This window comes from Bacillus sp. P4_D3 (assembly GCF_056401855.1).
In genome coordinates this window covers 1-4,042 of sequence record NZ_JBFUIN010000287.1, presented here as the reverse complement: position 1 = coordinate 4,042, position 4,042 = coordinate 1, and the positions used below count along the sequence as shown (strand labels likewise).

The 4,042-nt window shown below is 34.7% G+C and carries 4 protein-coding genes and 2 pseudogenes; 4 read left to right on the top strand and 2 right to left on the bottom strand.

The window, feature by feature from the left end; translation table 11 throughout:
- Positions 1-245, top strand: a pseudogene (locus AC1DTM_RS19470) (ABC transporter permease); the annotation flags it as partial.
- Between the two features lie 21 nt (positions 246-266).
- Here the strand turns inward: AC1DTM_RS19470 and AC1DTM_RS19465 are convergent.
- Both AC1DTM_RS19465 and AC1DTM_RS19460 read right to left on the bottom strand, forming a co-directional pair.
- Complete coding sequence (locus AC1DTM_RS19465) at positions 267-1,427, bottom strand: M20 peptidase aminoacylase family protein (protein WP_477000683.1); 1,161 nt, start codon at positions 1,425-1,427, stop codon at positions 267-269.
- 92 nt (positions 1,428-1,519) lie between these two features.
- A complete protein-coding gene (locus tag AC1DTM_RS19460) occupies positions 1,520-2,428 on the bottom strand; it encodes an EamA family transporter (RefSeq protein WP_002111188.1) in 909 nt (302 codons plus the stop codon).
- A gap of 320 nt (positions 2,429-2,748) precedes the next feature.
- Between AC1DTM_RS19460 and AC1DTM_RS19455 the strand changes: the two are divergent.
- The 3 genes and pseudogenes from AC1DTM_RS19455 to AC1DTM_RS19445 form a co-directional block, all read left to right on the top strand.
- Positions 2,749-2,856 (top strand): annotated as a pseudogene (locus AC1DTM_RS19455) (peptidase T).
- A gap of 60 nt (positions 2,857-2,916) precedes the next feature.
- Positions 2,917-3,624, top strand: coding sequence for a cytochrome c-type biogenesis protein CcdA (ccdA, locus tag AC1DTM_RS19450; protein WP_001152675.1), 708 nt, complete (start codon positions 2,917-2,919; stop codon positions 3,622-3,624).
- A 90-nt stretch (positions 3,625-3,714) separates the two neighbouring features.
- Positions 3,715-4,042 (top strand): CcdC family protein (locus AC1DTM_RS19445; RefSeq protein ID WP_477000682.1); only part of this gene is annotated, 328 nt, incomplete at its 3' end.

The window sequence follows — 4,042 nt, the reverse complement described above, 5'->3', positions numbered from 1 at the left end:
GAGGTGCAATCGGGATTTCTCTATTTCTTGCATTATCAGGGGGAATAGCGCTAATTCCGGCAGCAAGATATGAATGGGCGAAATATTTATTACCAGCGAATACAGATTTATATGGGCTTTCAAAGGGCGGGAGCTTTATTGATGGAGTAACATTCCCATTCGCTTCTTGTATGCTTCTTCTATACTTAGCTGTATTTTTAGGGGTGTCCTATACTGTATTTATAAAACGAGATTTAACAGCATAAGCAAAAGCCGTTAAGGGTAACTTAACGGCTTTTTGTTTGTGATAATTGATGAATAGCTTCTTCGGCTAATAAGGCGAAATACTCCGCGCTAATAGGTAATGCTTCTTCATCTACTGTAAAAGCTGGATGATGCCATTCATGTGTACCGCTTGTTCCCATAAAGACGAATGAACCTGGTATTTCTTGTTGGTAAAAAGAAAAGTCTTCTCCTGCCATTGATGGTGTAGGAGAGATAACGTTTAGATTCATTTTCTCTGCAATCTGAATAGAAAAATCAGTGAGTACTTTATCGTTTTGAACAGCAGGAGGACCTGGGTAAAATCGAAATTCTGTTTTTACACCTAGTGCATCAGAAATGCCTTTAATGATACGTTCCATTAATGCCGGAATCTTTTTACGTGTTTTAGTTTGGAATGTACGGACAGTTCCTTCTAATATTGCTTTTTCGGGAATAACGTTCCACGTATTCCCTGAATGAATGTTTGTTACACTTACGACAGCGTTATGAGAAGAACTAATATTTCGGCTTACAATTGTTTGAAGTGCCATAACGATTTGAGATGATGCAACGATAGGATCGACACCGGCATCAGGCACAGCTGCATGTGTTCCAACACCATGAATTTCAATTTCAAATCGATCTACTCCAGCCATTAGTGGACCGTCTTTAATACCGATTGTACCTACTGGTAAATCGGGCTTATTATGCATACCAAAAACGGCTTGCACATTCTTTAAATGTCCAGCTTCAACAACTTTACATGCTCCGTTTCCACTTTCTTCAGCAGCTTGGAATATAAAACGCACAGTTCCGTTAAGAGAAGCTTCTTTTTCTTTTAATAAGTAAGCCGCACCCAATATAGCAGCTGTATGAAAATCATGCCCACAAGCATGCATTTTACCTTGTATTTTTGAAGTGTATGGAAGGTCTGTTTCTTCTTGGATAGGAAGGGCATCGATATCAGCACGAAGCRCTACCACCGGTCCGTTTTTATTACCAGAAATTTCAGCGATAATTCCTGTTTCTAAACTGGAATCAATAATAGTAATATTAGCTTCTTTTAACCAATTTTTTATTGCTTTTGTTGTTTCAAATTCTTCGTAAGATAGTTCTGGGTATTCGTGTAAATGGCGACGAATAGAAATAAGTTTTTCTGTTAATTGATTTGGAATGGATGCCACTTATTATCCCCTCTTTCTTAAGTGAAATATTTGTATTCATTATATAACACAATAATAAAAGAGAGGATTTTCAAATGAAAATCCTCTCTCGTTTATGCTGCAACTTTTTTATGAGTATGCTGTTTTTTATAACGTCCACGCATTGCATATGCAATTTGCGGGATTGCAATACCGATTAAAATAAGTGATACACCGACCCATTGTGAAGATAGTACAGCTTCTTTTAAAACGAATACAGACATAATTGTTGTAACTGGCAGTTCTGCTGCACCAAGAATAGTTGCTAAGCCAGATCCGATTTTTGGAATACCGATTGTAAAGGCAATGGACGGAATAACGATACTAAATATTCCTAAGCCTAAGCCGTATTTCCAAAGGCCTTGAGAAATTGCTCCGTTAAAAATAAATGTTGGCGGGAATACGATCATGACTAAAGTTAAAGCGCCAGCCATTAAAAGGACACCGCGTGGTAACGAAGGTACTTCAACGGCAACTTTACCACTTACGAAAATGTATGTTGCAAATGTAATAGCTGATAATAAGCCTAAAATGATTCCAGTCGTATCGAAATCACCAGCTGATGTTTCTAATAACCCACTTGATAAAAATGTACCTGCAAGTAAGAAGATTACTGAAATAACTTTTTCTCTTGAAGGTAATGTTTTCGTTGTAATTGCTTCAATGATAATTCCAACCCAAACGAATTGGAATAAAAGTATAATTGCAATAGAAGCTGGTACAGTTTTTAAAGAAGCGTAATAAAAAATTCCAGTAAAACTTGCAGACGTACCTGCGACGAATAAAATTAACATTTGTTTTAGTGGAACACGATGTCTAGAAAATAGAAGTGTAATAGCAAGTAAAATAATCCAACCGAACAAATACTGGCTACCAATTACCTCTCCAAGTGAAAATCCTTCTGCATATGCAAGTTTAACAAAAATAGCTAAAACCCCATAACTACACGCTCCTAATAAAACTAAAAGAGAATAACGAAGCATGAAAAATTCCTCCCATCTATATGAAATTGTTCCGTAACGGACATATATAACTAGAGGGAAGTATACAAAATTAAAAATGAAGGGTCAAATGAAAGAAAAGTGCGAAATTTTATAGAATAATAATAAAAGTATGATATTTATGCATAATCTTGAAATTAATAATAATTAAAGTATTGTAAAATCAGCTTTACGTTGTATAAAGACAGCATTTGAAAAAAATTTTTTAGGCTTAATATGTGTGAAGTTAATTGTAATGTGCTAATGATTTGAGAAACTGTGGAACCTTTGTTATGTTAGTAACAATTAGAAAGAGTTTCATAATTCAATTGAGATTTTTCTATATAATAGAAGGAAATGAAAACGTTTTATTAGAAACTGTGTGAAAGGGTAGTTTTTCTTATTGTCACGTTGGAAAAGTGAATTCATGAAATGTCCATAGTATTTTCAATTGTTTTTGCTACAATATGGAGGAGGAGAGGAGTGGAATAATGCAAGATATTAGTATTTTTTTAGCGTTTGGAGCTGGGTTCTTATCATTTATATCCCCATGTTGCTTACCGCTTTATCCGGCATTTTTATCATACATAACAGGTATGTCGGTTTCTGAATTGAAAGAAGAAAATGCAATGCTTCGCAAAAGAAGTATGATACATACAGCGTTTTTCTTACTTGGATTTTCGATTATATTTATCGCAATTGGATTTGGTACAAGTTTTATCGGAGGAATTTTTACGGATTATAAAGATTTAATTAGACAGCTAGGTGGTATATTTATCATCGTGTTCGGTCTTATTATTGTCGGTGTATTTAAGCCGAAGTTTTTAATGCAAGATCGTAAATTTACTTTTAAAAACCGTCCGAGTGGTTATTTTGGTTCAGTTCTAATTGGATTAGCATTTGCCGCTGGATGGACACCTTGTACGGGGCCTATATTAGTGTCTGTAATTGGATTAGCTGCAACAAATCCAGAATCGGCAATGATTTATATGATTGCTTACATACTTGGATTTGCGATTCCCTTTTTCGTACTTTCATTCTTTATTACGAAAATGTCTTGGATTAAAAGAAATAGTATGGCGTTCATGAAAGTCGGAGGATACATAATGATCGTTATGGGGATCTTCCTATACTTTAATTGGATGACGAAAATTATCGTATATTTCTCAAGTTTATTTGGTGGATTTACCGGTTTTTAGTATTATTCTGTGAAAATGTTGGAAATACTAACGGAAAAGCATATAATGAAATTATATTTTGCATATAGCCACAAAAAAGGATGAGAAAATATGAACATAGTTTTGTTATCAAGTATCGTTGCTGTTTGTATGGCTGTCGGTGCGATGTTTATTCGTTTAAAAGCAGCTAAGAAACCTGCAACATTGAAAAAAATTATACTTCCGCCATTTTTCATGAGCACAGGAGCATTGATGTATGTTTTTCCTGAATTTCGATTAACTCCAGCAGAAATGTTAGAAGCGATTGTCGTTGGTCTATTTTTCTCCATTTTTCTTATTAAAACATCTAAATTTGAAATACGCGGACAAGAGATTTATTTGAAGCGTTCAAAAGCATTTGTATTTATTTTAATTGGATTACTTGTAGTGCGTATCGTGT

Excerpts from the sequence above, each read along its gene's own strand:
- AC1DTM_RS19460 (WP_002111188.1), bottom strand. The coding sequence starts at position 2,428 with ATGCTTCGTTATTCTCTTTTAGTTTTATTAGGAGCGTGTAGTTATGGG.
- ccdA (WP_001152675.1), top strand. The coding sequence starts at position 2,917 with ATGCAAGATATTAGTATTTTTTTAGCGTTTGGAGCTGGGTTCTTATCA.